23 protein-coding genes are annotated in these 25,367 nt (G+C 66.4%); 14 read left to right on the forward strand and 9 right to left on the reverse strand.

Features of this window, described 5'->3' with window-relative positions:
- Positions 1 to 76: 76 nt before the first annotated feature.
- Entirely contained in the window at positions 77 to 1,237 is a 1,161-nt protein-coding gene (locus tag ACQP2U_RS34910) for a serine/threonine-protein kinase (protein ID WP_433711397.1), read from the reverse strand.
- A 130-nt stretch (positions 1,238 to 1,367) separates the two neighbouring features.
- On the opposite strand from ACQP2U_RS34910, the gene ACQP2U_RS34915 reads away from it, so the two are divergent.
- The 4 genes from ACQP2U_RS34915 to ACQP2U_RS34930 all read left to right on the forward strand — a co-directional run bounded on the left by ACQP2U_RS34915 (position 1,368) and on the right by ACQP2U_RS34930 (position 6,031).
- Positions 1,368 to 2,138 (forward strand): deoxyribonuclease IV, encoded by a 771-nt coding sequence (locus ACQP2U_RS34915; RefSeq protein WP_397036065.1) that lies wholly within the window; start codon positions 1,368 to 1,370, stop codon positions 2,136 to 2,138.
- Between the two features lie 416 nt (positions 2,139 to 2,554).
- On the forward strand, positions 2,555 to 3,484 hold the full coding sequence (locus tag ACQP2U_RS34920; RefSeq protein WP_433711399.1) for a TauD/TfdA dioxygenase family protein: 930 nt from the start codon (positions 2,555 to 2,557) through the stop codon (positions 3,482 to 3,484).
- 135 nt (positions 3,485 to 3,619) lie between these two features.
- Positions 3,620 to 4,828 (forward strand): CaiB/BaiF CoA transferase family protein, encoded by a 1,209-nt coding sequence (locus ACQP2U_RS34925; protein ID WP_433711400.1) that lies wholly within the window; start codon positions 3,620 to 3,622, stop codon positions 4,826 to 4,828.
- Positions 4,829 to 5,098: 270 nt separating this feature from the next.
- Positions 5,099 to 6,031 (forward strand): hydroxymethylglutaryl-CoA lyase, encoded by a 933-nt coding sequence (locus tag ACQP2U_RS34930; protein WP_433716681.1) that lies wholly within the window; start codon positions 5,099 to 5,101, stop codon positions 6,029 to 6,031.
- Positions 6,032 to 6,070: 39 nt separating this feature from the next.
- Here the strand turns inward: ACQP2U_RS34930 and ACQP2U_RS34935 are convergent, their stop codons facing one another.
- Positions 6,071 to 6,922, reverse strand: a complete 852-nt coding sequence (locus tag ACQP2U_RS34935) for a GNAT family N-acetyltransferase (protein ID WP_433711401.1) — start codon at positions 6,920 to 6,922, stop codon at positions 6,071 to 6,073.
- 65 nt (positions 6,923 to 6,987) lie between these two features.
- Complete coding sequence (locus tag ACQP2U_RS34940; protein WP_433711403.1) at positions 6,988 to 7,329, reverse strand: hypothetical protein; 342 nt, start codon at positions 7,327 to 7,329, stop codon at positions 6,988 to 6,990.
- A gap of 228 nt (positions 7,330 to 7,557) precedes the next feature.
- Here ACQP2U_RS34940 and ACQP2U_RS34945 point away from each other — a divergent pair, with 228 nt between their 5' ends.
- The gene (locus tag ACQP2U_RS34945) at positions 7,558 to 8,025 is read left to right on the forward strand and encodes a hypothetical protein (RefSeq protein ID WP_433711404.1); all 468 of its coding nucleotides are present in this window, start codon (positions 7,558 to 7,560) and stop codon (positions 8,023 to 8,025) included.
- Between the two features lie 51 nt (positions 8,026 to 8,076).
- On the opposite strand, the gene ACQP2U_RS34950 is transcribed toward ACQP2U_RS34945, so the two are convergent.
- Both ACQP2U_RS34950 and ACQP2U_RS34955 read right to left on the reverse strand, forming a co-directional pair.
- A complete protein-coding gene (locus ACQP2U_RS34950) occupies positions 8,077 to 9,228 on the reverse strand; it encodes an acyl-CoA dehydrogenase family protein (protein ID WP_433711405.1) in 1,152 nt (383 codons plus the stop codon).
- Positions 9,229 to 9,237: 9 nt separating this feature from the next.
- The gene (locus ACQP2U_RS34955; RefSeq protein ID WP_433711406.1) at positions 9,238 to 10,410 is read right to left on the reverse strand and encodes an acyl-CoA dehydrogenase family protein; all 1,173 of its coding nucleotides are present in this window, start codon (positions 10,408 to 10,410) and stop codon (positions 9,238 to 9,240) included.
- 196 nt (positions 10,411 to 10,606) lie between these two features.
- On the opposite strand from ACQP2U_RS34955, the gene ACQP2U_RS34960 reads away from it, so the two are divergent.
- Positions 10,607 to 11,377 (forward strand): hypothetical protein, encoded by a 771-nt coding sequence (locus ACQP2U_RS34960; protein ID WP_433711408.1) that lies wholly within the window; start codon positions 10,607 to 10,609, stop codon positions 11,375 to 11,377.
- 4 nt (positions 11,378 to 11,381) lie between these two features.
- On the opposite strand, the gene ACQP2U_RS34965 is transcribed toward ACQP2U_RS34960, so the two are convergent.
- Positions 11,382 to 12,518 (reverse strand): epoxide hydrolase family protein, encoded by a 1,137-nt coding sequence (locus ACQP2U_RS34965; RefSeq protein ID WP_433711409.1) that lies wholly within the window; start codon positions 12,516 to 12,518, stop codon positions 11,382 to 11,384.
- A gap of 89 nt (positions 12,519 to 12,607) precedes the next feature.
- On the opposite strand from ACQP2U_RS34965, the gene ACQP2U_RS34970 reads away from it, so the two are divergent.
- Together ACQP2U_RS34970 and ACQP2U_RS34975 are read left to right on the forward strand one after the other, a co-directional pair.
- Positions 12,608 to 13,567 carry a helix-turn-helix transcriptional regulator gene (locus tag ACQP2U_RS34970; protein WP_433711410.1) on the forward strand — a complete coding sequence of 320 codons (960 nt, stop codon included), beginning with the start codon at positions 12,608 to 12,610 and terminating at the stop codon, positions 13,565 to 13,567.
- A 58-nt stretch (positions 13,568 to 13,625) separates the two neighbouring features.
- The gene (locus tag ACQP2U_RS34975; RefSeq protein ID WP_433711411.1) at positions 13,626 to 13,955 is read left to right on the forward strand and encodes an MmcQ/YjbR family DNA-binding protein; all 330 of its coding nucleotides are present in this window, start codon (positions 13,626 to 13,628) and stop codon (positions 13,953 to 13,955) included.
- Positions 13,956 to 13,960: 5 nt separating this feature from the next.
- Here the strand turns inward: ACQP2U_RS34975 and ACQP2U_RS34980 are convergent, their stop codons facing one another.
- Complete coding sequence (locus ACQP2U_RS34980) at positions 13,961 to 14,809, reverse strand: SMP-30/gluconolactonase/LRE family protein (RefSeq protein WP_433711412.1); 849 nt, start codon at positions 14,807 to 14,809, stop codon at positions 13,961 to 13,963.
- Between the two features lie 189 nt (positions 14,810 to 14,998).
- Between ACQP2U_RS34980 and ACQP2U_RS34985 the strand changes: the two genes are divergently transcribed.
- Genes ACQP2U_RS34985 through ACQP2U_RS35000 form a run of 4 tightly spaced genes read left to right on the forward strand, consistent with a single transcriptional unit; the run spans position 14,999 to position 18,282 of the window.
- Positions 14,999 to 15,721 carry an alpha/beta hydrolase gene (locus ACQP2U_RS34985; RefSeq protein ID WP_433711413.1) on the forward strand — a complete coding sequence of 241 codons (723 nt, stop codon included), beginning with the start codon at positions 14,999 to 15,001 and terminating at the stop codon, positions 15,719 to 15,721.
- Positions 15,722 to 15,768: 47 nt separating this feature from the next.
- Entirely contained in the window at positions 15,769 to 16,146 is a 378-nt protein-coding gene (locus ACQP2U_RS34990) for a hypothetical protein (protein WP_433711414.1), read from the forward strand.
- Positions 16,139 to 17,428 carry a PPE domain-containing protein gene (locus ACQP2U_RS34995; RefSeq protein WP_433711415.1) on the forward strand — a complete coding sequence of 430 codons (1,290 nt, stop codon included), beginning with the start codon at positions 16,139 to 16,141 and terminating at the stop codon, positions 17,426 to 17,428. The genes ACQP2U_RS34990 and ACQP2U_RS34995 overlap by 8 nt, the downstream gene beginning before the upstream one ends.
- Positions 17,410 to 18,282 carry an ESX secretion-associated protein EspG gene (locus ACQP2U_RS35000; protein ID WP_433711416.1) on the forward strand — a complete coding sequence of 291 codons (873 nt, stop codon included), beginning with the start codon at positions 17,410 to 17,412 and terminating at the stop codon, positions 18,280 to 18,282. Before ACQP2U_RS34995 ends, ACQP2U_RS35000 begins: the two co-directional genes overlap by 19 nt.
- A 95-nt stretch (positions 18,283 to 18,377) precedes the next feature.
- Here ACQP2U_RS35000 and ACQP2U_RS35005 read toward each other — a convergent pair whose 3' ends face one another.
- Positions 18,378 to 19,001, reverse strand: a complete 624-nt coding sequence (locus tag ACQP2U_RS35005) for a phosphoribosyltransferase (protein ID WP_433711417.1) — start codon at positions 18,999 to 19,001, stop codon at positions 18,378 to 18,380.
- Between the two features lie 11 nt (positions 19,002 to 19,012).
- Positions 19,013 to 19,867, reverse strand: coding sequence for a carbon-nitrogen hydrolase family protein (locus ACQP2U_RS35010; RefSeq protein WP_433711418.1), 855 nt, complete (start codon positions 19,865 to 19,867; stop codon positions 19,013 to 19,015).
- A 62-nt stretch (positions 19,868 to 19,929) separates the two neighbouring features.
- On the opposite strand from ACQP2U_RS35010, the gene ACQP2U_RS35015 reads away from it, so the two are divergent.
- Positions 19,930 to 21,723: a DEAD/DEAH box helicase gene (locus ACQP2U_RS35015; protein WP_433711419.1), complete on the forward strand. Its 1,794-nt coding sequence runs from the start codon at positions 19,930 to 19,932 to the stop codon at positions 21,721 to 21,723.
- 161 nt (positions 21,724 to 21,884) lie between these two features.
- On the forward strand, positions 21,885 to 25,283 hold the full coding sequence (locus ACQP2U_RS35020) for an AAA domain-containing protein (RefSeq protein WP_433711420.1): 3,399 nt from the start codon (positions 21,885 to 21,887) through the stop codon (positions 25,281 to 25,283).
- The last annotated feature ends 84 nt before the right edge of the window (positions 25,284 to 25,367 follow it).

Raw genomic sequence — 25,367 nt, forward strand, 5'->3', positions numbered from 1 at the left:
AACCTTAGCAGGATTCGCTTAAGCCCTGGTTATCGTCGACTTATCGTCATCGCATGCGATATCCGACTGTTTCCGGCTATGGCGGCGGGCGCGGCGCGGGTCCGGGCGGGGTTCTGCCGGGGCGACGTGGGATATCGGGCAGGGCGATGGTGCCGGGCCGCGGTGCGCGGCGCGGGGGCAGCGGCAGACGCGGCCGAGACGTTCTCGGTGGCTCGGCGGCGGAGTGGCTGCTCGGCTCGATCGGCCGGGCGGTTCTGCTGCCGACTCGTTCGGAAGCATTGGGGGGCACCGTGTTTCCAGACGGCACCGGGTTCCGGGCCGGACCGACATCACCAGAATGCTCGGTGCCGGCCCCCCTGCCCATCGCTGGACCGTAATGCCCGTTCCCTTGATGCGGATACGGCACCGCCGACAGCAGCGCCCGACGGGCGGCCTGCGCGAATTCGGTGCAGCTGACGAAACGGTCCGCGGGCCGTTTGGCCATGGCCCGCGCCAGCACCGCGTCCAGCGCGTGCGGCACGTCGGGGCGATACCGGCGCAGCGACGGTATCGCCCCATACAGATGCCCGTTGATGACGGCCATCGGATTCGCGCCTTGGAACGGCGCGGCACCGGTCAGCATCCAGAACAGCGAGCAGGCCAGTGAGTACTGGTCGGCCAGGTAGTCCGGCGTCCCGGTCAGTTGTTCCGGCGCGGCGTAGGCCAGCGTGGCGGTAATGGTTCCTGCCGAACTCAGCGTTGACTCGCCATCGCGCATGCCCGCGATCCCGAAGTCGGTGAGCAGCACCCGTTCCGGCTGTCCGATCGGGGCCTTGGCCAGCAGGATATTCGCCGGTTTCACGTCACGGTGCAGTACGCCGTTGCCGTGTGCGAAATCCAGTGCGGCAGCGGTATCGACGATGATCTGCACCGCGCGGCCCGGCGCGAGCACATTGACATCCGCGCAGGACGCATCCGCGCCCGGCACGAATTGCATCGAGATCCACAGCTGTTGCTCCTCGGCGCCGCGGTCGTAGACCGTGACGATATTCGGATGGTCGAGCTGGGCGACCAGATCGGCCTCCCGCTCGAAGCGGCGCCGGATCTCGGCATCGGTATACAGTTCGCGCTTCAGCAATTTCAGCGCGGTCAGGCGCGGCAGACGCGGATGCTGGGCCAGGTATACGGTGCCCATACCGCCCTGGCCGAGCACGCGTTTGATCGTGTATCCAGCGAAAACATCGCCAGTTCGCAGCACAGTGGATTCACCCCCCGTATCGGGTCGAGCACCTGGATCCTACCGATGTATCTGTCCGCACGGCCCGGACGCAACACCTTCGTTGCGGTGGGCGAAGACGTTGTCGGTGGCAGTCGTTAGGCTCGGCCCCATGCGCATTGGAGCACACGTCCGGCTCGACAGCGATCCGATCGGCTTCGGTGAAAAACTCGGCGCCGATGTTATCCAGCTGTTCGTCGTCGACCCGCAGAGTTGGGACAAACCGACCCCGCATCCGCGGACCGAGGAGATCCTCGCCAGTCCAATCGATGTGGTGGTGCACTCGTCCTATCAGATCAATGTGGCCAGCCTGAACAACCGCCTGCGCATGCCATCGCGCAATGCGGTCGCCCAGCAGGCGAAGGCCGCCGCCGATATCGGCGCGTTCGGTCTGGTGGTGCACGGTGGACATGTGCGCTCCGACGGCGAACTGGAGACCGGAATCGATAACTGGCGCAAGCTGTTCGAACGTCAGCAGGACAAGGGCGGCTTCGCGGTGCCGATCCTGATCGAGAACACCGCCGGCGGTAACCACGCCATGGCCCGGCATTTCGATTCGATCGCCCGGCTCTGGGACGCGGTCGGCGATTTCGGCGCGGGTTTCTGCCTGGACACCTGCCACGCCTGGGCGGGTGGTGAGGATCTGGTCGGCGTCGTCGAGCGGATCAAAGCCATCACCGGCCGCATCGACCTGGTACACCTGAACTCCTCACGCGACGAATTCAATTCGGGCGCGGACCGGCATGCCAATTTCGCGGACGGAACGATCGATCCGCAACTGCTCGCCGAGGTGTGCCGAACCGCGGATGCTCCGGTGGTCCTCGAGACGCCCGCCGAGGGCGTCGCCGAGGATCTGGCGTATCTGCGCGAGCACGTCAGCTGATCGCCCCGCCTTCCTCCGAGGCATGGGCCGAGAGCAGATCGAACCGAACAGCTGGCCGAGGGTAGTCGAATAGCCCGACGCCGTGAGCGACCATTCGACTCCCCTCGACAAACGCTCGATAGCGCAACCACAACCAGTGGGGGAGACGGAGGCTGCGGGCCCGCCTAGCTGATTGCGGGAGATAAGCCAGGTGCGGCACACGACGCGCCCAGCACTGCAACGCAACCACGCAACGGCCAGCCCTGCCCATCGAGGGCAGTCATATGGCGGCTCCGCGACATGTGCTGAGCCGCCATATGACTCCGCTCGGCGGGTGGTGCGTTGGGATCACGGCGACGAAAACCCTGGTTGGAGTGGTTGTTTCGGTGGTGTGCTCGGGGGCGCATCAACCGATTCAACGCAGCGAAGGTGATCTCATGACGGTCGACTACGCCCAGACAACCGCCACCGTGACCAAAATCGGCGCACGCATCGGCGCCCAAGTCGACAACGTCCGGCTCGGCGGCGATGTGGACGCGGCAACCGTCGCGGTGATCCGGCGCGCGCTGCTCGAGCACAAGGTCATCTTCTTCCGCGGTCAGGACCACTTGACCGAAGACGGGCAGTACGAGTTCGCACAGCTGCTCGGCACCCCAACCACCCCGCATCCGACGGTCACCTCGCACGGTGTCAAGAGCCTGGCCATCGACTCGGAGTACGGCCGCGCCAATAGCTGGCATACTGACGTCACCTTCGTCGACCGGATCCCGAAGGCTTCCATCCTGCGCGCGGTTACCCTGCCGACCTACGGCGGCTCGACCACTTGGGCCTCCACCGTCGCCGCCTACGATTCGCTGCCGGAGCCCCTCGAGCGCCTGGCCGAGAGCCTGCGGGCGGTGCACACCAATCTCTACGACTACGCGGCCACCGACGTCGACCGGAGCAACCCGAACACCGACGCCTACCGCGCCGAGTTCCAGTCCGACTATTACGAGACCGAGCATCCGGTGGTGCGGGTGCATCCGGAGACCGGTGAGCGCGCCCTGCTGGTCGGGCACTTCGTCAAGCGTTTCGTCGGCGTCTCCACCAGTGAATCCCAGGCCCTGTTCCGCCTGTTCCAGGACCGGGTGACCCGGCTGGAGAACACCACCCGCTGGAACTGGCAGCCCGGTGACGTCGCCATTTGGGATAACCGCGCCACCCAGCACTACGCCGTCGACGACTACGACGACCAGCCGCGCAAGCTGACCCGTATCACCCTCGCGGGGGACGTCCCGGTCGGTGTCGACGGCGTCAAGAGCACCTCGCACCACGGCAATGCCGAGCACTACTCGATCATCGAGGAGGTTTCTCCGCTCGAAGTGTGACGGCAATCGCACGGCTGCCGCGGTATCGCCTATTGTGCTGCGGCAGTTGAGGGGCCGTGCGGTTGCTCGACCAGCATTCGCCGAGGTAGTAGGTCGGGCCGTTGCCGGGCGGCGCGATGGTACAGACTGATGCCCATGAGTATCAGCCCGCTGGACGGGGTTCGCGTCCTGGAACTCGGCAATTACATCGCCGCGCCGACCGCTGGGCGCATCCTCGGCGATTTCGGCGCCGAGGTGATCAAAGTGGAGCGGCCGAAGGCCGGGGACGAGCTACGCAACTGGCGGCTCTACGGCGGCGATACGTCGATGCTGTATCGCACCATCAACCGGAACAAGAAGTCGATCACGCTGGATCTACGCACCGACGCGGGCAGGGGCGTCGTCCTGGAACTGCTGCGGCACTGCGATGTGCTGTTGGAGAATTTTCGGCCGGGAATGCTGGAGAAGTGGGGCCTCGGTCCGGAGGTGCTGAACGAAGTCAATCCGGATCTGGTGATCACCCGGATCTCCGCTTACGGGCAGACCGGGCCGCTGGCCGCGCGGCCCGGATTCGCGGCGGTCGCCGAGGCGGTCGGCGGGCTGCGTGAACTCGTCGGGGATCCGGATCGGCCGCCGGTCCGGGTCGGTGTGTCCATCGGTGATTCGATCGCGGGGATCTATGCCGCATTCGGCACGGTGATGGCGTTGTTCCAGCGGGAACGCACCGACGCCTCGATTCCGCTGGGGGAACGTGTCATCGATGTGGCGTTGAACGAGGCGATTTTGTCGGTGATGGAATCGCTCGTGCCCGATTATCTTGCCTACGGCATCAACCGCGAGCGGGTCGGCGGGCGGATGGAGGGCATCGCGCCGAGTAATGCCTACCCGACCAGCGACGGTACGAGCATCATTATCGGCGGCAACGGTGACGCCATCTTCCAGCGCTATATGGAGGTGATCGGCCGCCCCGATCTGGCCGCTGATCCTGAGCTGCAGGACAATGCCGGACGCTGGCGCAATCGTGAACGGCTCGACGCGTCCATTGCCGAATGGACCGTGCGGCACACCCGCGACGAGGCGCTGAAACTATTGGAGGCGGCCGCCATTCCGTGCGGTCCCATCTACACCGCCGCCGATATCGTCGTCGACGAGCAGTACAAGGCGCGCAATATGATTCAGCCGTTTCCGGTGGATGTCGGTGCGCCGCAACCGAAGACGGTCGGCTTTTCCGGCATCGTGCCGGTGATCGGCGAAAAGTCCCTGCCGATCCGCAATATCGGGCCGGACCTGGGTGAGCACACGCGAGAGGTGCTGTCGGAACTGCTCGGAATGAGCGATACCGATATCGCCGGATTGGAGGCGTGATGCACGCCGGTATCGATGGAGTGGAGGCGAAATGACGCGACGGGTATATGGCAGGCGTCGACCGCCGGGGCGTGGTGCGCGCGAAATGAGTGCGCCCGGACACGCGCGACCGACAGTGCATCCGACCCCCGCTTCGAATGAAAAGCCCTGCGGCGGAGTGATGTGTGTCCCCATGCACGTGCGTCAGGCCCAGCCGGTCCTGGACGCGCGGGAGGAAGAGGGATGAGCGTGGCATCGCGTAGCGACTCGACCACCAGCGGTGGTCGGGCGATGCGGCCGGAATCCATCCTGCGTGATGTGACACTGCGCGACGGACTGCAATTGACCGGGAAGGTGCTGCCAGTCGAGCACAAGGTGGATATCGTGCGCCAGCTGCTCGCCGTCGGCGTGCCCGAACTGGAGATCGGTTCGATGGCGCGTCCCGACCTGGTGCCGCCGATGGCAAACACCATGGAACTCATCGCCGCGCTGAGTCCCGAAGAACTGCAGCAGTGTTGGGTCTGGGTGGCCACACCGCGTCACGTGGAGAAGGCCGCCGCCGCGGGTGTGCGCAACTTCCAGTACTGCTTCTCCGCATCGGACGCGCACAATAAGGCCAATATCGGTCGCAGCACCGAGGACAGTGTCGCCGCCATGCCGGATGCCGTTCGGTTGGCGCGGGAGGCGGGCGGCGAAATCCAGCTCTGCCTCGCCACCAGCTTCACCTGTCCGTTCGACGGTCCCGTCGATCCGGAGCGAGTTCTGGCCATCGCCAACGATCCGCGCACCGAAGGCGCCTCCGACATCGTCATCGCCGACACCCTCGGCCAGGCCCACCCGACCCAGGTATCCGAGCTGATCTCGGCGGTGCGCGACCGGACCCCGCACCGCCGCATCGTCTTCCACGGACACGACACCTGGGGCATGGGCGTTGCCAACACCCTCGCCGCCCTACAGGCCGGGGCCACCATGGTCGACGGCTCCCTCGGCGGCCTCGGCGGCTGCCCCTTCGCCCCCGGCGCCAGCGGCAACACCTCCACCGAAGACATCCTCTTCGCCACCCGCCCCACCTGGTTCACCCCACCAGTCCTGACCACCCTGGTAACCCTCACCGAATCCCTACTCACCGACCTGAACGAACCCAACCGCTCCCGCACCGTCGAAGGCGCCCGCTCCAAGGCCACCGCCTTCGAATGGGTCACCTCGACCCCTGGTACCGCATAGGCAGCGCGAACCTGCTGAGAACCGCAGGCGGCCGCCCGTCTAAAGATCGGTTGCGGCCGAGGTGAATTGGTAGTGCCTGAAATCGCGGACGGGTTCGAAGCCGATGGTGCGGTAGATGTGGTTCGCGGTGGGGTTGGCCGTGTCTGCGAAGAGGCAGACGTGCAGGTTCTGCCAACGCAGGGTGCGGGATACGTGGGCGGTGAGGATGCTGGCGTAGCCGCGGCCGCGGTGAGCGGGTGGGGTGTACACGGGGCCGATTCGGGACCAGCCGAAGACCGGGACCTGGTGTGCGGCAAGGGACACGGGCTCACCGTCGCGTTCCCAGAGCCACCAGCGGCCGGTCGAGATGCGGTTCCGGATGGCGATGGGGGTCAGGCTCGGTGGCGGCATACCGGATTCGCGGCGCATGGCTCCGGTCCACTCGACACACAGTCCGACATCGGAATCGGTTGCGCGGCGAGCCGATCCGACGACACTCGGAAAGTTCAGTTCCGCGAGCCGGTAGAGGCGGGTCGAGTACGCCTCGTGATAGCCGATACGGTGCCGTTTGCCCCAGTGCTCGGCGAATTCGGTGGCGTCCTCGGTCGCGCCCTCGACCCCGTCCGCATCCGCGGCTACCTCGGCCAGCGCCTCGGCAACGGGCACAACACTTCCCGCGGGTAGCGCACCGAGATACACCCCGCGCCCGGCCGCGCGCATGGCGACACCGATCACCGTCGCATCCGCATCGTGGACCGACAGGAACCGCGAATGGTCGGCATCGACTTGCATGCCGGTCAGGTGGTTGGCGATACCGGTGGTGATCACCGTGTGCCGCAATGGATCACACAGCAGAAACGGCTCGGTCAGCGACCGGAACCGCGCGGCATCGGCGGTGATCTCGATTCTCATACCGAATCACGCTAGAGCCCGAAAGTCCTGTGCGCTTGCGATTTACCCGCGCCACCTGGCGCGGTTCAGCTGGTTCGATCGGCGCGTAGCTTCAGCAGCACCAGACCGGCCGTGCACGCCAGAATCAGTCCGGCGACAGTGATTTCGACGTGCAGTCCGGCGATGCCGAGCACGGCTCCGACAATGCCGCCGATGAAAATCAGCCAGGCCGCTATCCGCGACAAAATCGTGGACAGGGTGTGCACCGGCGGGTTCGACACGACTTGCTGCGAAGTTTCCCGGGCGGCCGATTCGTCGGCCGTGGCGGAGGCTCGCAACGGAGTTGTCGAGTAAGCTCCCATCATCAACTCCTCGATGACGCCGATCAGAGTATTGCCGGCGCCCGATTTGCACCGCGCGTCTCTCATCTAAGTACTGGCGTCTCACGCGTAACTTTGATCACACACGCTACGGCCCGGGACGTGGTTCGACCACGACACGTTCCCGCGACACGCCGAAGAGACACCAATTCGATATCTGAATCACCGCTGTTTAATTGCGCTGGGGCGCCGCACGCTTACCGTGTTCCCTCGCCTGGCCGGGTCGACCGGCCTCGATTATTGTGAGCCCCACTCGAACGACGAGGAGTGTCACCGATGGAGAGCAGCAGGGCCAAGATCGCCGGTCCGGTGATCGCCGCGGGCGCGGTCTCTCTGGGACTCGTTCTCATCGGCGCCTGCGGAATCGGTAAGCACGACACCTACGTCGCACCCCCGCCGATCAAATCCGCCAATGACGCCGTCCCGGCCGTGCGTTACGGCACCACCACATCGGCGGTGGCGAAGGTGTTCATCCCGCCGTCGCCGAGCTGGCAGGTCGCGCGCCCGGGACCGCCGCGCAAGTCGGTCGATTTCACCGTTCCGCCGACGGCCCTGCCGGAATCCACGACCCGAGGGGCACAGACCTCCACACCGACAGCCGTACCGCCGCCTGCCTTCACCACGGAAGCCGAGCCGCCGCCGACCACCCAGCCGCGTTCTGCCGTCGACCCGACCGTCGAAGAGCCGCCGACGACACGCCGCGTACCGACGGCCAGCTCGCCGGGTCAGAGCGACGACGAATAGCGAAACGGCGGCGCATGACTCGCACGCGCCGCCGTTCGGAACTATCGGACCCTACAGCTCCGGCAGGTCGTATTCACCGACCTGGGCACTGAGCACCCGCAGATGCTCCAGCCCACCACCGAGCGTGCGCTCGATCGCGGTGAGCCGAGCGACGTAGTGGCTCACCGGGTATTCCGCGGTGACGCCGATGCCGCCGTGCATTTGGATCGCCTCCTGGCCGATATGCCGAGCCGACCGGCCGATCTGCAGCCGCGCCCGCGAGGCTACGACCGCGTCCACGGAGCTTGCGGAGCCATCGGATCCAGCCGCGGCACCGTCGGCCAGCGACGCGTTCGCGTAGAGGCTCATACTGCGCGCCAGTTCCAGCGAGACATACATATTCGCCGCCCGCTGGGTCAGCGTCTGGAACTTCGACAGGGTGACGCCGAACTGCTTACGCGTCTTCAGATAATCGGTCGTCAGCCGCAGCGCCTCTTCCATCGCACCGATCGACTCAGCGCACAGCGCGGCCTGAGCGTGTCCGATCGTGACCCGCACCGCCTCGGCGGCGTCGATATTGTCACCGAGCAATTCGCCCGGGACCTTGTCGAATTCGATCTGAGCGCCACGCTGACCGTCGAAGGTCCGGTACGACTTGCGCTGCACCCCGGCGGGATCCACCAGGAACAGTCCGATACCACCGGTCGGCAGCACCGCGCTGACCACCAGCTCATCGGCGCTGTCGCCGTGCGGAACCGGATTCTTCAGACCCGTCAGCACCCACGAATCCCCCTGCTGCACAGCGGTGGTCGCGAGTTCGGTGGACGGCCAGCGCACACCCGGCTCGGCGTGCGCAAACGCGAGCAGCTTGGTGCCACCGGTCACCTCGGGCAGAATCCGCTGGCGCTGTTCGGCACTGCCGACCCGGGCGACCAGACCACCCGGCACCAGCACCGCATCCAGCAGCGGTTCGGGTGCGAGCCGACGCCCGATCTCCTCGAGAACGACCATCGTCTCGACGGGACCGGCGCCGACGCCGCCGTCCTCCTCGGTGAAGCTCAGACCGAGCACGCCGAGTTCGGCCAGCTGGTTCCAGACATCGCGACTCCAGCCGAGTTCGGTGTCGGTGACCTTCAGACGGGTCTCGGGATCGTAGTTGCGGGCCAGCAGCTCGCGAACCGTGTCGCGCAGCATGACCTGTTCATCGGTGAGTTCGAAATCCATGGCTGCGCCTCACAATCCGAGGATCGTGGAGGCGATGATGGTGCGCTGCACCTCGCTGGAGCCTCCGTAGATGGTGGTCTTGCGGTAATTCAGATAGCCGGGGCCGCTGCGCTGTGCCCAACCGGGCGAGGCGATATCGGCGGCATCGACCGGGAGGGCGTCCTGGCCCGCGATATCGAGCAGCAGCTCGGTCGCGGCCTGCTGCAGTTCCGAACCGCGCAGCTTGAGCACCGACGAGGCTGGATTCGGCTTACCGTCGGAGGAGTTGGAGACAACGCGCAGCTGGGTCAGTTCCAGTGCGAGCAGTTCGTTCTCCAGTTCGGCGATGCGCGCGGCGAAGATCGGATCCCCGAGCAGGGTGCCCGAACCCGACTTGGTCTGGCGCGCGTACTCCTTCGCGACACCGAGCTTGACCTTGGTGCGCCCGACACCGGTAATGCCGGTGCGCTCGTTGCCGAGCAGGAATTTCGCGTAGGCCCAGCCCTGGTTCTCCTCGCCGACCAGCTGATCGGCGGGCACCCGCACATTCTCGAAGAAGACCTCGTTGACCTCGTAGCCGCCGTCGATGAGTTTGATCGGGCGGATGGTGACGCCGGGAGATTTCACATCGAAGAGCAGGAAGGAGATGCCAGCCTGCTTCTTCGCTGCGCTCGGATCGGTGCGGACCAGGCAGAAGATCCAGTCCGCGTACTGGCCGAGGGTGGTCCAGATCTTTTGGCCGTTGACGATGTAGGAATCACCGTCGCGCACCGCGGTGGTGCGCAGCGAGGCCAGATCGGATCCGGCGTCGGGCTCGGAGAAGCCCTGGCACCACCAGATATCCAGCGCGGCGGTCGGCGGGAGGAAGCGCTCCTTGATCTCCTGCGAGCCGAAGTGCGCGATGACCGGACCGACCATCTGGGCATTGAACGTCAGCGGCTCGGGCACCGAGGCCAGCTGCATTTCGTCCTGCCAGATATGCCGCTGAATCGGCGTCCAATCCTTGCCACCCCACTCGACCGGCCAGTTCGGCACGGCCAGACCGTGGTCATTGAGGATTTTGTGCGCAGTGACGATGTCCTCGCGGGACAGTTCGCGGCCGTATTTGACGCGGTCACGGATGTCGGCGGGGATCTGCGTCCGGTAGAAGTTCCGCAGCTCGTCGCGGAAGCTCACCTCGTCGGGCGTCAGACTTAGTTTCATACACATCTCCCGGTGTGTCTCGTACGTCCGAGTCAAACCTACCCCCCGGTAATCTCGCACTGTCGAGTGGGTCACAGGGGTGGTCGGGTAGGTGTCGCGCGTCGGCCCCGAGCGGTTGCCGGGAGTCCCTGGGCGGCGTACGCGACGAGCTGGTACGTTGCTGCACTATCCCGGTGTTCGGTATCGAGGAGAACGAGTGAACGGCAGATCCATCGCACGCACCACCGCGGCAGTGACATCTCTCGGGATCGGCGCGGTCCTCGCCCTCACCGGCACGGCGGTCGCCGACCCATCCCCCGTCGACGCCGGACTCGAACAACTCACCACCGATGCCGGACCCGATCCGGCCGCCCAGGCGGGCGTCGGCGCGCTGAACCAGTTCACCAAGATGGTGGATATCGCCGAACTGCGCAATGTCTCGGCCGCGTTCACACCTTTCGCATATGCCGCGCCGACCTTCGGCTGCGGCAGCGTCGGCCCGGTCACCACGATTATCGCGGCGGCCTCCACCGACGGCTCCAACCCCTATGGCGCCGCGGATCCGCTGCCCGGCACCTTGCGGTTCAGCGCGACACCCGCGCATTCGGGCGCGCCGCTGTCCTCCGGCCTCGTCGTGGCCTGGCTGAACGTCAATACTGGCGCGAGTGGCCTCACTACCCTCGACGACCGCACCGAATACAACATGCCCACGCTGTCCAAGACCGTGACCAGCGGCCCCGGCACCGTCATCGCCTCGATGTGGGGCATGATCGACTACCCCTTCGCGCACTGCGTGATGACGCCGACGGTCGGGATGTTCTACGTTCCGGATCGTCCGGTGCTACCAGCTCCGGCACCGGAGAACACCGCGCCCGCACCGGCCCAGCCCGCCGCGACTCAGGCTCCGGCGCCACAACCCGTGGCACCGGCCGCGCCGAACAGCGCGGACTCCATATCGCAGGACGAGATCGCGCACCAGAACAACTGAGCGCTCAAGCCACCTTGCCGAAGAACGCCCGGATATCGGCGACGTGCATATCCGGCAGTTCCATCGGCACGAAATGGTTTCCGGTATTGCCCTCGGGCCAGTGCGCAATGGTGTTGTCGCGCTCGGCCAGACGCAGCATGAGTGCGGAGCCGCCCGCGTAGACGCCCGTCGGCACCGCCTTTTGGCCGGCGGGCCAGACGAATCCGCCATCGCCGAGACCGTTGTACATCGGCCAGGACGAGGTGCCCGCCGTGTTGGTGAACCAGTACAGGCTGATATTGGTCAGCAGATGATCACGATCCATGACGTCCTCGGCCAAGTCGGCCAGCGGGGTGAATTCGTTGAATTTCTGCATCAGCCAGGCGAGCAGACCCACCGGGGAATCGGTCCAGGCGTGCGCGAAAGTCTGCGGCGCGGCACGCAGTAGCACGTGGTGGTTCACGCCGCCGGACATCCAGCCCTGCATCTGATCCCATTCCGCGCGTTCCTCCGGCGTCATGGTCGGCACATCGGCCTCGGTCGGCATGCCGATACCGCCATCAATATGCACGCCGACCACCCGATCCGGTGCGATGCGGGCGATTTCGGGTGCGACGTAGGCACCGAGATCGCCGCCCTGGGCGCCGTAGCGCCGATAGCCGAGCCGGTCCATCAGCTCGACCCACATCTGCGCGACCCGACGCACCGTCATCCCGGTCTCCTTCGGCCCCTCGGAGAACGCGAAACCGGGAACGGAGGGCACCACAACATGGAACGCCTGCGCCGGATCGAGCCCGTGGGCACGCGGATCGGCCAGCAGGCCGATGGTTTTGGTGAATTCGACGAACGAATTGGGCCAGCCGTGGGTCAGGATGAGCGGCAGCGCATCCGGCTCGGGCGACCGCACATGCAGGAAATGCACGTCCAGACCGTCGATTTCGGTGGTGAACTGCGGGAACTCGTTCAATCCCGCCTCCTGCGCCCGCCAGTCGAATCCGGTGTGCCAGTACTGGGCCAGCTCCCGCAGATAGTCGACCGGGACGCCGCGCTCCCAGCCGTTACCCGGCAGTTGCGCCGACCAGCGGGTGCGGGTCAGCCGGTCGATCAGATCGTCGATATCGGCCTGCGGAATGTCGATGTGGAAGGGACGAATCTCGTTCATCGGCATGACTCCTAGCTCTCGGGTACAGCGACCACATTAAGAGCCAACTAGGACTGTTCATGTCCTACTTATCTGGAATCCTGAAAATCATGAACGACACACCCGCCCGCCTGCTGCGCCTGCTCTCGCTATTGCAGACACCACGGGAATGGCCGGGCAGTGAACTGGCCGAACGCCTCGGCGTCACCGACCGCACCGTGCGCCGCGATATCGATCGCCTACGCGAACTCGGCTACCCCGTCGAGGCGTCGATGGGTGCGACGGGCGGCTACCGCCTGGTGGCCGGTGCCGCGATGCCGCCGCTATTGGTCGATGACGAGGAGGCGGTCGCCATCGCGGTCGGGCTGCGTGCTGCCGCGGGATCGGCCATCGTCGGCATCGAGGAGGCCTCGGTGCGCGCGCTCGCCAAGCTGGAGCAGGTGCTGCCCGCGAAATTGCGCCGCCGCGTGCGGGTACTCGGCACCGCCCTGGTGCCGCACACCGATGACGCCCCGGCCGTCGATCCCGAGGTGCTGACCGCACTGGCCGCGGCCGTAACCAATAGGGAGCGCCTGCGTTTCGCGTATCGCAGCGAATCCGGTGCCGAAACCCGTCGGCATATCGAACCGGTCGCACTGGTGCCGTCGCGCCGCCGCTGGTACCTCGTCGGCCACGATGTAGACCGTAACGACTGGCGCATCTTCCGCGTCGATCGCATCGACCGGCCGCAGCCGACCAGCGTCCGCTACCGCCCCCGACCGCTGCCCGCCGCGGATCCGGCCGCCTATGTGGCCGGTCGCCGGACCGATTGGGGCACACCGCTGTTCCGCGTGCGCATAACGATCCAGGCCCCCATCGGCCGGGTCGCGGGACGTCTCGGCGACTCCCCCGGCGATATCGCACCCATCGACGACAACTCCTGCCGACTGGATGCCACCCGCGACGACGACCCGACCTGGTTGGCATACCGCCTGATCGACCTCGGCGCGGACTTCCGTGTCCACGAGCCTCCCGTCCTGGTGGAGCGGTTGCGTACGATCGCGTCCCGGATAACCGACGCCGTCACTTGATGGCCGAGGAAGCGATGTGCACGATAGGAGTCCGATTTCCGAACCGGAGGCCTGAACCGTGCTCGACGCCGACGATGTGCGCCGCATCGCGTTGTCCTTTCCCAAGACCGTGGAGAAGGAACGCTGGTACCATCCCACCTTCGATGTGGCGGGCAAAATGTTCGTCACCATCCCCGACGATCAGACCTCGTTCGCTATCCGCTGCCCCAAACACGATCGCGAAGAACTCATCGCCGCCGAACCGGACAAGTTCTGGATCCCGCCGCACGAGGCATCCTCGTCCTGGGTCCGGGCCCGGCTCACCGCTGTAGAAGATATCGATGAGCTGTACGACATCCTGCTGGATTCCTGGCGTCAAGCAGCACCACCGGACCTCATCGAGGAATGAACGGCTCAGTGCGGTAAGCGAATCCGCAGGATGGCGCCGCTCTCGGTGCCGGCGAGGAGTTCATCGGAACGGCCGGGCACGGCGACCACCGATGTCATCGGTTGGTCGGTCAGTACGGCGCATGCGCTGTTCGTGCCCGGATCGACGCGAACCAACTGGCCGGTCAATGTGGTCACGCAGAGCACGCCCGCGTCATCGATGATGAAATCGTCCGCGAAGTCCGGCACACCGGGTGACACCGTCAAGTCCGCGACCACGGCGACGCGGCCTGGATCATCGATCGGGAAGCGCACGATCCGACCGAGCGGATTGCCGTTCATACTGAGGTAGATCGAATTATCCCGCACTACAATGCCATTGGCGCCGGTGTAGTTCGCCCGCGCAGTCCAGTCCGCATCGACGACACCGTCCGGACGAATCCGAATCACGCCGAGGCTGGCTGCGACGTACAGATTGCCTTGCGCGTCGAAGGCGGCGCCATTGGGCATGGTGAATCCGGAGGCGAATACCGTAGGCCGGGGGTCATTGGGATCGAAGCGCACTACGCCACCCGGACGCACGGCACTCGTCGGTGAATCACCGAAGACGACGTACAGCAGTTCGTCCGGTCCGAGCCGAACCGCGCCCGGGAATTCGACCGGCACCGTCGCGGTCAACCGGCCCGCGCTGTCGTAGCGCTGCACCTCATTGCGGTACAGCCGCGACACCCACAGGTTGCCCTGCGCGTCGTAGCCAACGTTCTCCGACCAGTCGAGCACCGGCAGTCCGGCTGGCACGGCCGTGGTGGCTCGGGCCGACGCGCATGCGGCGACCGTGCCCGGCTCGGCTTCGGCCATGGCAGCCGATGCATCCATACCAGCACAGCTCAGCGCGAAAGCGGCCGCCCACAGTCCTACGTGCGGATGATGCAGCTTTCTCAAAGCGAACCTCGACTCTTCTGCCCGACCTGTCGGCCGGAAGTCTAGCCAACTAGTCAGTTATTAACTGGCAAGTAGTTATGTCAAGAACTCGACTGCATCCTCCCGAGTTGACAGTATTTACAGATGCCCTTCTTCGATGGCGCACGCGGACGGATGCATTATCGGCGATGGCCGGTCGACCACCCGACGGCGACCGCGGTGCTCTTGCCCGGAATGGGCCAGCACAGCGGCCATTACCACCGCTTTGCCCGCACCGTGACTTCCGCCGGGATCGAACTGTGGGCGCTGGACACCACGGGGCACGGGTTGAGCGAGGGCGATCCGAACAACCCCGGCACGCTGGTGGAACTGGTGGACGATGCGATGCGGCTGATCGAGCTGGTCCGCGCGGAATTGCCGGGCAGGCCGCTGATCCTGATGGGCCATTCACTCGGGGCGGTCACCGCCTTGGGCATTCTGGGCGCGGCGGTGCCGGATCAGACCAGCGCGGCCGACGACTTGCACGGATTAGAGGCCAAGTACCCGCTGCGTCCGAGCCTGCCGCCGACCGAACTGGTCGGGCTGGTGCTGTCCGGAGTGCCGAAGCGCGCGCTCGGCGGCGGCGTGCCGGGTGCACCCGGCACGCCGTTGCCGAGCACCCTGCCGATTCTCGCCGTGCACGGTATCGAGGACCGACGGGCGCCGATCGATGCGATGAGGGGCTGGACTCGTCGCCACGATTGGGTAAGTTTGCGTGAGTACGCCGACGCCGGGCACGACCTGTTGCACGAGCCGGTGCACGCGCGGGTCGCTGCCGACATCGCGGACTGGATGCAGGGTGTCGTCGTGGGGTTGGCGCACCGGTGAGTTGATCACGGCTGCGCGGGCAGCACGACGAGGAAGGGGGCGGCGAAATGTCGGACGTGACAGCGCTGAATCAAGCGATCGACGATGGCCAGCTCTGGATCGATGGGGTGCTGGTCGCCGAGGGGGCACACGAACAGTGCGCTAGGCGCTATGCACAACTCGCCGATGAGGTCGAGGCCCAGATCGCCGTATTGAGCGGTGCCACATCGCTTCCCGGCTTCGGCGGCTTCGATTCCGGTGCGGCGCTGCGGCGCGGCTTCGAAGACAAGGCCGACGAGGCGATCACTCGATTGCGCGCATACGCCGACGCCGCAAGGGCACTCGCGCAGACCTTCCGCGCGGCCGGAGCGGCATACACCCGGTCCGATACGGATCTGGCAGCCGCGGTCGGTCAGGTCGAGGTGGCGGGAGCGGCGCATGCGTAAGATGCCGCACTCCGGTGAGAAGACCCCCATCCGTTATGCCGACCCCAGCTACACCGACCCCAACTACGCGCAGACCGTCGAAATTTTCGACAACCTGTCGCATCGGGAAATCCACGACGGTGTCCAGTTGATGAATCCGGTTGTCCTGTCAGCCGGACAGCAGGCGTGGCAAGGCAGTTCAACCGGACTCGCCACCGCAGTCGAACAGGCGCACAGCGAGATTCGGGCCACGATGGCCGACGGTTGGCGCGGTGCCGCGGCGGATGCCGCCGCTGCAGCGGTGCGCGAATTCGAGCGGCACGGACAGCAACTCGCCGATGTCATGGCCGCGGTCGGTCAGCGGCTCGGCCAGGCGGGCGATGCCGCCGAGGCACTGCGGGCGGCCGTGGTCGAACCATCCAGCGAGACAACGGATCTGGCTGGTGCACTACTGGATCCGACCAAGGCGACCGAGAACACCGCCACACAGAAATCCGCCGATGGCATCCGCCAGGATGCGGTGCAGGCGATGGACAGCATCTACACGAATGTGTTCATCGCGACAGGATCCGGTGTGCCCGCCTTCCCCGATGCGGTGACCGCTGAGGTGCCGCAGCCCTCCGCCACCACACCCGCCGCTCAGGTGTCCGCGACGACCGTCCTCGACAGCGGTACGCAAACCCTCACCACCCCAATGGTTTCGACGACTGCGGCGGTACCGACCGCACCGCACACCAGCGTCGAGCCCGCCGCGGCGACTCAACCGGCGAGTGCGCCGACCACCGTCACTCCGGTGGGGACCACTACCGACACCGCACCCGCCGCCGCCGAACCCGTTGTGCCGATGGCGGATTCCCCAGCAACGAGCGCCGCCGCAGCCACCACACCGACGACCACACCGGATCACTCGGTGCGACCGGGTACCACCGCACCGGTGACCACCGCCGCATCCACCTCGGTAATCGCCCCGACGGTTCCCGGCACCTCCAACACCGATGATGAGCGCAAACGCGATGAGCGCAAGCGTGATGCGAGCAGCGATGCGATCAACGGCGTCGGGGCGGGTGCGGTCGGCGGACTCATGGGCGGCGCAATGGTCGCGGGCGACAGCACGCGCTCCGGTATGAGCACCAGTGCGGCCGCCGCCCGCGCGGCCCACGAAGAGGACGAGTACGACGACGACTACCACTTCTTCGACGACGATCTGACCTTCCTGGAACCGGCCGACGACGGCGGTGAGCTGATCGGCGATATGGATCCGACGACACCCCCGGTCGTCGGCGAATGGACCGAACTGGAGTGAACTGGACGCTGACCCCGGACCAGTTCGCCATGGCCTGGGCCCGCACCGATGGCGACCGCATCCCCTACCCACTCGCCGTGCGCCTGTCGGCTCGCGATACCGCAGAGCGCACCGCCCAACTCCCCGCCCTCAATCGTTGGTGCGATGAGAGTCTCGACGCCGACCTGGAAGGCGTATTGCGGGTGCTGGCCCGTCCCACCGTGCGTATCGAGGTCCTCGGCGAGCGCGATACCGCAGAGCCATCGACGGGAGTCGATGGCGCGCAGGACGGCACGGTCGAAGCGACGGGTTTGGTCGAACAGACCGGTCCCGTAGTCGCCCAGCCGAGCATCGCGGCGCAATCGCGTCCGGTTCGGGTACTCGGTGCGATCGCCGGAGATATCGCGGTGGTCGCGGCGCAACGCGCGGGCGCGACCACCGACCGCGGCGGCGATATACGACTTTTCGTCGATCGCGTGAAAAACCTTTCCGCACGGGTGATTTCGGTGCTGCCGGAGAATACGTCCGGCACCACACCGCAATTGACCGCACCGCTGGCCCGGGTCAACGAGGACAGCCGCGATCTGGTGACCGTGCCGGTAGCCGGACCCACCACGCCGACCCGAATTCGCAAGCTACTCCGGCAATCCCGCGACGGTATCGGCCAGATCGTGGTCTCGGTGCGCCGAGCCGATGGCGAACTGCATCCATTCGGGGTGCTGTGCTGGATTGATGTGATCGGCGACGGTAGGTACTCGGTGCGCACCGGGGTCGATGTCGATATCGTGCCGGTCACCGCCCAACGGTTCACCGCACAACTGCGACCGATGGTCACCGCGGCCGAACGCACCCTCACCTTGGCCGAGCGTTGGTGACCGCGCCCTGATCGGTGTGTGCGTCGGTCGGCGCGGAGGCCATGGTCGGCAATGGCGCCACGGTCCTCGACCTGGCCGAAATCGGCGCGGGCACCTCATGCAAGGAGCGCGGTGACCTCGTCGTCCGCCAACTGGTGGAAGTCGCGGTACGCCATTCCGACGCCGCCGAGCGACCGCGGCACCCATGGGCAGACCACTTCATCCGCCTCTGCGGCCACCCGGCGCAGCGCCTCGGAGGACGACACCGGCACCGCAACGACGATCCGCGTCGGTTGGTGCAGTTGGGCGACCCGGCATGCGACGGCCACCGTCGCCCCGGTCGCCATGCCGTCGTCGACGATCACCGTCGTGCGGCCGGCGATCGGGATCGGCTTGACATCACCGCGCCACACCTCACGTCGGCGCTCGAGTTCGGCCCGTTCCAGATCCTCGATCTCGGCGACCTGACGCGGCGTTATCCCGGTGTGCGACAACACATCCTCATTGAGAACCCGGATACCTTCCTCACCGATGGCCCCCATGGCCAACTCCGGCTGCCACGGCACACCGAGCTTGCGGACCAACAGGATGTCGAGATCGCCTCCGATTACCTCGCGCACGGCGGCCGCCACCGGAACCCCGCCGCGGGGCAGTCCGAGCACCAGCGGTTGCATCGCACGCAAGTGGCCGAGTTCCGAACCCAGCGCGCGACCGGCCGCTGTCCGATCGGAGTAGATCATCCGGATTAACGCTACTCCGGTGCGCGCTCGGTGACCGCGAATCTCCGCAATGCCAGGCTGGGATTGGTGCGGCGGACCGTGGCGAGCTGTTCGAGATCGATATCGGCGGTGAGCACGCCCGCTTCGTCGCCGAGTTCGGCGAGGACGGCACCGGTCGGGTCGATGATCATCGACGCGCCAGCACCACGCGGGGCGCATTGATCGGCAGCGGCCACGTAGACGGTGTTCTCGATGGCACGTGCACGCAGCAACGTCGTCCACTGATCAACCTTCGCCGGACCGGGAATCCACTGCGCCGGCAGCACAAGCACCTGCGCGCCCGCAGCCGCGACGCGACGGCAGCCTTCCGGGAACCGAAGATCGAAACAGGTCTGCATGCCGAATGTCACAGCACCGACCGTGAAGGTGGCCGGCGCCTCGATCGCACCCGGCTCGACAACATCGGATTCGAGATGTCCGAACGCGTCGTAGAGATGCATCTTGCGGTACTTCGTCACCAGGTTCGCATCGGGTCCGAGCACGACGAGGGTATTGCGGATCCGACCCGCCTCCGGCGCCACTTGCTCGACCATTCCGGCGACCAGATACACCCCGCATTCGCGCGCGATATCCCCGAGGCCGGTGACGAACGGCCCGGTCAGCGGTTCGGCGACGGCCACGACCCGCTCGTCGAGCCGGGTCACGGCAAACATCGAGTATTCGGGCGCGACCACCACCTTCGCACCCCGTTCGGAGGCCGCGCGAACATACTCGCGCAGCGTTCGCAGATTGCTGGTCGGATCGGTTCCCGGCGCGAATTGAACCACCGCCACAGCCACCGCCGATGTCGTCGGATCGTGATGCGCGGACACGCTTTCGGGTTGCATACGTCTCACCGTATTGGCCCGGTGGCCGGGACGACCACCGGGAGGCAGTAAACTGCTGGTCAATGAGTACTAATCAGGTCGACAGCGTTCCTGGCGACAACGACAGGGACAACGACGGCCCGACCTTCGCCGATCTGGGCATCGATGACCGCATCCTCGCGGCCATCGCCGATGTGGGTTATGAGTCGCCGTCTCCCATCCAGGCCGCGACCATTCCACCGCTGCTCGAAGGCGCCGATGTGGTCGGGCTGGCCCAGACTGGCACCGGCAAAACCGCGGCATTCGCCATCCCGATCCTCATGGGTATCGAGGCGACCGGCAAACTTCCGCGCGCCCTCGTGCTGGCCCCGACGCGCGAACTCGCGATCCAGGTCGCCGAGGCATTCGGGCGATATGCCACCCACATTCCCGGACTGCATGTGCTGCCGATCTACGGCGGCCAGGCCTATGGCGTCCAACTCTCCGGCCTGCGCCGCGGCGCGCATGTCGTGGTGGGCACGCCGGGCCGGGTGATCGACCACCTGGAGAAGGGCACGCTCGACCTGTCGCAACTGCAGTATCTGGTGCTCGACGAGGCCGACGAGATGCTGAAGATGGGGTTCCAGGAGGATGTCGAGCGCATCCTCGCCGACACCCCGCGCGAGAAGCAGGTCGCGCTTTTCTCCGCGACGATGCCCTCGGCGATCCGCAGCATCTCCAAGAAGTATCTGCGCGAACCGGTCGAGATCACCGTCAAGTCGAAGACCTCCACGGCGACCAACATCACCCAGCGCTGGGTGCAGGTCTCGCATCAGCGCAAGCTCGACGCACTCACCCGGATTCTCGAGGTCGAGTCGTTCGAGGCGATGATCCTGTTCGTGCGGACCAAGCAGGCCACCGAGGAACTGGCCGAAAAGCTGCGCTCGCGTGGATTCTCCGCCGCGGCGATCAATGGCGATATCGCGCAGAACCAGCGTGAGCGAACCATCGGCCAGCTGAAGTCCGGTGCGCTCGACATTCTGGTCGCCACCGATGTCGCCGCCCGCGGACTCGATGTGGATCGCATCTCGCATGTGGTCAACTACGACATTCCGCACGACACCGAGTCCTATGTGCACCGGATCGGCCGCACCGGCCGGGCCGGGCGCAGCGGTGAGGCGCTGCTGTTCGTCGCACCGCGGGAACGCCATCTGCTCAAGGCGATCGAGCGTGCCACCCGGCATCCGCTGACCGAAATGCAGCTGCCCAGCGTCGATGATGTGAACACCCAGCGCGTCGCCAAATTCGGCGATTCGATCACCGAGAATCTCAGCTCGACGAACTTGGCGCTGTTCCGCAAGCTCATCGAGGACTACGAGCGCGAGCACAACATTCCGCTCGTTGATATCGCGGCGGCGCTGGCGGTCAGCGGCTACGACGGCGACAACTTCTTCATGGAGCCCGAGCCGGAGCCGGTCGAACGCCCGCAGCGCGAACGCATGCCGCGCGGCGACCGCCCTGCGCGCCGGTTCGAGGGCGAAGATCACGGTCCATCGCATCACCGCGGCACCGGAGCGGAATTGGCGACCTACCGGATCAGCGTCGGCAAGCGGCACCGGGTGGTGCCAGGCGCGATCGTCGGCGCCATCGCCAATGAGGGCGGACTGCGCCGCAGCGATTTCGGACATATCAGCATCCGGCCGGACCACAGCCTGGTCGAACTGCCCGCCGACCTATCCTCGGAGACGTTGGAAGCGTTGCGGCGCACCAGGATCAGCGGCCAGCTGATTCAGCTGCAGCTCGATTCCGGGCCGCCGGGCGGACGTCCGTTCCGCGCCGGACCGCGTCGCGATCGCGATGGGGGCAAGCGACCCGAACGGCGTAAACCACGCTCCTGAACCGGGGACGGTTAAACCGCCGGTGGGAGTGACGGGCCCGGAGGCGGTAGCTTGCGTAACCACGCAGGGCCCCCGCGGACACCGAATTCACCGCAGTCAAATCGGCTAGCTACAGTGTTGCCGTCCGTGTCCGGCGAAGACACAGGAGGCCGCGTTTGATCGTGTTCGGTGATCGTGTCGTCTGCTCCGCCGTCGACCTGGTACGCGCGGCGCGCTGTGAATTCGAGTTGCTGCGTGCCCTCGATACCGAACTGGGCACCATCGCTGGCACGGCGGATGTGGTGCCGGATCACGCGTCGCGCAGCGCATTCCACGATGCGCGCGCCCGCAGGCTCGCGGACTTCCGTGATCGGTTCGGCAGTCAGATGGTGGAGATCCACTGCGCCGCGCACGATCCGGCGGTCGATCCCGAGGGGTATATCGCCGCGCTGCGGACCGCCAATGCCGAGACGGTCGCGGCGCTGCGGGCCGGTGCGCATGTGCTGCACGGTGCCACCTTCTTCGACGGAAAATTCGTCTGTACCGGCGATTTCCTGGTGCGGGCTGGTCATCGGGTGCGCTACACCGTGCACGGCATCGCGGCTGGTCCACCGGATCGGATCGACGCGGCACTCGAACTCGCCGCCTGCGCCGACGCTGTGGACCGCAGCGGCGCGCTCACCGCTCCGCTGATCCGGTTGTACCTGGACGAGGACAGCGAGACCTTCGCGCTCACCGATCTGCTTCCGGTGTATCTGGCTCGGCGCGGTCGGGTGGAGCGGATTCTGGAAGACAAACTGAGCGAGTTGCTGCCCGTGCAGTGGGGCGATCCGCGCTATCTCGCCTGCGGCCACTGCCCGACCTGCACCAGCGCCATCTCGGCGGCGCGTGATCTGCTGCTGGTGGCCGGTATGCCGCGCACGGCGCGGGCCCGACTGCGCGAGGCCGGGATGAGCACCATCGACCGGCTCGCGAGTAGCACCACCACCACCACCGTGCCCGGCTTGCCGCCGCGCACCCTTACCGCATTGCGTCGCCAAGCCGGAATCCAACTGGCCCGCGAAGATTCCGGACAGCCGACCCACACGCTGGTCGACCCGATCGCATTGGGCGCGTTGCCGCCGCCGTCACCGGGCGATCTCGCGCTCACCATCGAGCAGGGGCCATCGGGTCGGCTGCTCGGTATCGAGGTGGGTGGCGACGGCACAGTCCACGTGGCCTTCCGAGCCCCGTTCGGCGCGGCACCCGCACCGTATCGGGCGATGACCGATATCGCCGACGAGGAGGCCGGGCAGCGGCGCGCGTTGGACGAGATGCTCGACTTCATCGCACAGCGGCTGCGGATGTATCCGGATATGCGCGTATACCACTACACCTCCGGCGTGCGCTCGGCGCTGCTGCGGTGGACGGGTAGGTACGGAGTCGGTGAGGAGATCGTCGAGGATCTGCTGCACGCCGGTGTGCTCGTCGATCTGTATCCAATCGTGCGCAGTGCCCTGCTGATCGGCGAACGCTCCTATCGGCTCAGTCGGCTACGCCGGCTGCTGCCGAACACCGCAGGCCAGGAACGCGATTGCGTCACCGTGCTGCGGCTGCGTGACTGGCTGCTGGATCGGGCGGGCGAGCGGCGCGTGGACTCGGATGCGGTGCTGCTGGATCAGGCGAGTTCGTGGTGTCTGGTGCCGAGTCCGGAGGAGCCGGATCCGCCGCCGCCGTCGCGGCCGTCATCGATCGAGGCCGCACTCGCGGAATACGCGGCGGCACAGGGCGAGCCGCATCATCCTGCGGCATTGATGGCGGCAGCGCTCGGTTATCACCGGCGCGAACGTCAGCCGCTGTGGTGGGCGCATGCCGACCGGCTCAGTCATCCGGTGGACGAATGGGCCGACGCGCCAGGCGTATTGGTGGCCGATTGGGGCACGGTCGACACCAAATGGCATCGCAGCCCGCATCAGCCGACCATGCGCAGATACCTCACGCTGACCGGAAGGATCGGCATCGGCTGGGGCGGTAGCGAAACCGCGGGCGGCGCCGCGACAGGCACGGTGCTGACCCCGGGTGCCACTGTGTACACCTTCTACGATCAGCCGGTCGCCGCCGGGATGATCACCGCCGTCGGCCGACGAGCGACCGCCACCGCGACCGTGCTCGGCTGCTCGGTGGACGCGAATTTCGACGACACCGTGCGGCTGGAGGAACTACTGCCGCACGGCTGCGAACCCTATGACGAGCTGCCGACCGCGATCGCGCCCGGCCTGCCCGCCTGGGACGAGAACATCGAGACCGCAGTCGAATTCGCGGCCCAGCAACTGCTGATGGCACTACCGCGGATCCCGGCGGGCGCGGTCTTCGACATCCTCGCCCGCCGACCCCCGCGGCTGCGGCGCGCCGCACGGCTACCGGATGTGCACGGTGACCACGCGGCGGCCATCATGGCCGCACTGCGCGATCTCGACGATTCCTATCTCGCGGTGCAGGGTCCCTCGGGCACCGGCAAGACCTCCACCATCGCCAGGGCGGTCGAACGTCTGGTCACGCGGCACAAGTGGCGCGTCGGGATCGTCGCGCAGACGCACGCGACGGTGGAGAGCCTGCTCGACATGATCGTCGCGATGGGCGTGCTACCGGAACTGGTGGCAAAGAAGGATGCCGTGGCGGTGGCGCCGGAGTGGTCGGTGATCGATGGCACGCGCTATCCGCGGTTTCTGGACAATGCGGTCAACGGCTGCGTAATCGGCGGCCTACCAGCCGATTTCGCCGATGACGAGGTAGTCCCCGGCAACAATCTGGACCTGCTCGTAATCGCCGATGCGGGCCGCTTCCCGCTCGCCGATACCGTCGCTGTCGCGGTGAGTGCGCGCAACCTGCTGCTGCTCGGCGATCCCGCGCCGTCCGCGGCGCGCAGTGCGCATCCGGAACCGGTCGACGAATCGGTGCTCGGCTGGCTCACCGAAGGCCGCCACACGCTGCCCGCCGCCCGCGGCTACTTCCTGGACCGCACCTGGCGGATGCATCCGCGGGTCTGCGATCCGATCTCCCGGCTGTACTACGACAACCGCCTACGCTCCAACGAGACCGTCACGCTCGCACGCCAACTAGAGGGCATCGAGCCGGGCGTGGAGACGGTGCTGGTGCGGCATAGCGGCGATTCGACCGAATCGATGGCTGAGGCCCGCGAGGTGGTCCGCCGGGTGCGCGCCCTGCTCGGCGCCTCGTGGACGACCGGTGCGATGACGCGACGGCTACATCCGCACGACATCCTCGTGGTCGCGCCCTACAGCGCCCAAGTCGGCCTGATCCGAACGCTGCTGGCCCGCGCCAAGATCGAGGATGTGCTGGTCGGCACCGCCGAGCGATTCCGCGGCCGGGAGGCGGCGGTGGTGCTCATGTCGATGACCACATCCAGCCCCGCCGACGCGCCTTACGGCATGCGATTCCTACTGTCGCGCAGTCTGGTTCAGGCGACGCTGTGCCGGGCGATGTGGAAGGCCGTGATCATTCGGTCACCACTACTCACCGAATATCTGCCGAGTACGCCGGACGATCTATCGGATCTGGCGACATTCCTGCGACTCAGCTGAATATTTCTTTCAGCATTCGGTCGGTTTGTGACCGAAATAATCAATCCGAACCGGTTGGTTCTTTTAATGGAATTCGATCTTGAA

Source organism: Nocardia sp. CA-084685, from assembly GCF_050955785.1.
GTDB lineage: Bacteria > Actinomycetota > Actinomycetes > Mycobacteriales > Mycobacteriaceae > Nocardia.

Coding starts and splice junctions, on each gene's coding strand:
- ACQP2U_RS34925 (WP_433711400.1), top strand. CDS start 3,620: ATGAGTATCAGCCCGCTGGACGGGGTTCGCGTCCTGGAACTCGGCAAT.
- ACQP2U_RS34950 (WP_433711405.1), bottom strand. CDS start 9,228: ATGGATTTCGAACTCACCGATGAACAGGTCATGCTGCGCGACACGGTT.
- ACQP2U_RS34995 (WP_433711415.1), top strand. CDS start 16,139: ATGCGTAAGATGCCGCACTCCGGTGAGAAGACCCCCATCCGTTATGCC.
- ACQP2U_RS35010 (WP_433711418.1), bottom strand. CDS start 19,867: ATGCAACCCGAAAGCGTGTCCGCGCATCACGATCCGACGACATCGGCG.
- ACQP2U_RS34980 (WP_433711412.1), bottom strand. CDS start 14,809: ATGGATGCATCGGCTGCCATGGCCGAAGCCGAGCCGGGCACGGTCGCC.
- ACQP2U_RS34940 (WP_433711403.1), bottom strand. CDS start 7,329: ATGAGAGACGCGCGGTGCAAATCGGGCGCCGGCAATACTCTGATCGGC.
- ACQP2U_RS34915 (WP_397036065.1), top strand. CDS start 1,368: ATGCGCATTGGAGCACACGTCCGGCTCGACAGCGATCCGATCGGCTTC.
- ACQP2U_RS34970 (WP_433711410.1), top strand. CDS start 12,608: ATGAACGACACACCCGCCCGCCTGCTGCGCCTGCTCTCGCTATTGCAG.
- ACQP2U_RS35000 (WP_433711416.1), top strand. CDS start 17,410: ATGGACCGAACTGGAGTGAACTGGACGCTGACCCCGGACCAGTTCGCC.
- ACQP2U_RS34945 (WP_433711404.1), top strand. CDS start 7,558: ATGGAGAGCAGCAGGGCCAAGATCGCCGGTCCGGTGATCGCCGCGGGC.
- ACQP2U_RS34930 (WP_433716681.1), top strand. CDS start 5,099: ATGCGGCCGGAATCCATCCTGCGTGATGTGACACTGCGCGACGGACTG.
- ACQP2U_RS34955 (WP_433711406.1), bottom strand. CDS start 10,410: ATGAAACTAAGTCTGACGCCCGACGAGGTGAGCTTCCGCGACGAGCTG.
- ACQP2U_RS34990 (WP_433711414.1), top strand. CDS start 15,769: ATGTCGGACGTGACAGCGCTGAATCAAGCGATCGACGATGGCCAGCTC.
- ACQP2U_RS34985 (WP_433711413.1), top strand. CDS start 14,999: ATGCCCTTCTTCGATGGCGCACGCGGACGGATGCATTATCGGCGATGG.
- ACQP2U_RS34965 (WP_433711409.1), bottom strand. CDS start 12,518: ATGAACGAGATTCGTCCCTTCCACATCGACATTCCGCAGGCCGATATC.
- ACQP2U_RS35015 (WP_433711419.1), top strand. CDS start 19,930: ATGAGTACTAATCAGGTCGACAGCGTTCCTGGCGACAACGACAGGGAC.
- ACQP2U_RS34935 (WP_433711401.1), bottom strand. CDS start 6,922: ATGAGAATCGAGATCACCGCCGATGCCGCGCGGTTCCGGTCGCTGACC.
- ACQP2U_RS34920 (WP_433711399.1), top strand. CDS start 2,555: ATGACGGTCGACTACGCCCAGACAACCGCCACCGTGACCAAAATCGGC.
- ACQP2U_RS35005 (WP_433711417.1), bottom strand. CDS start 19,001: ATGATCTACTCCGATCGGACAGCGGCCGGTCGCGCGCTGGGTTCGGAA.